Annotated in this window: 1 protein-coding gene; it reads right to left on the bottom strand. The window is 48.9% G+C overall.

Features of this window, described 5'->3' with window-relative positions; translation table 11 throughout:
* Positions 1–569, bottom strand: a 569-nt coding sequence (locus tag R7Z77_RS27400; RefSeq protein WP_318137311.1) for a pyridoxal phosphate-dependent decarboxylase family protein, incomplete at both ends; no start/stop codon positions are given.

The following is a 569-nucleotide window of genomic DNA, read 5'->3' as shown; positions in this document are numbered from 1 at the left end:
TTGGTAGAACAATTTGTGGAAATCGACACTGATAGAGTGAGCGCGCTCAACGCCTTTCAGGCGAGACTTATGACTGCTAAGGATCAGCGCACCACCGTAAGCACCATCCACATGCATCCACATGTCGTGCTTGACTGCCATGTCGGCGATGAAGTCTAGGTCATCAATTGCGCCGTGATCCGTAGTACCCGCAGTACCAACAATCGCAAATGGAATTAGCCCTTCAGCTTTCGCTTGCGCAATCACTTCATCTAGCTTCGTGATATCCATGGTGCCATCAGCGTTTGCATCCACAGTCATCACCGCTTTCTCACCAAGCCCCATCCAAGATGCAGACTTTTGAACTGTGAAGTGTGATTTCTTAGAACATACGATGCGAAGTTTGTCAGCGTAGTCAGGCAGACCTAACTTCTGGATTGAGTGACCACTTAGCTTATCTGCGATCCAATCACGTGCCAGCATCAAACCCATTTGGTTACTTTGCGTGCCACCGCTCGTGAAAATACCATCGGCTTTTTCGCTTAGGTCGTACTTGTCGCACAGCCAGTTCACCACTTTTTGCTCAACGT

It is taken from the genome of Vibrio sp. 1401, from assembly GCF_033340295.1.
This window is presented reverse-complemented; position numbering and strand designations above follow the sequence as displayed.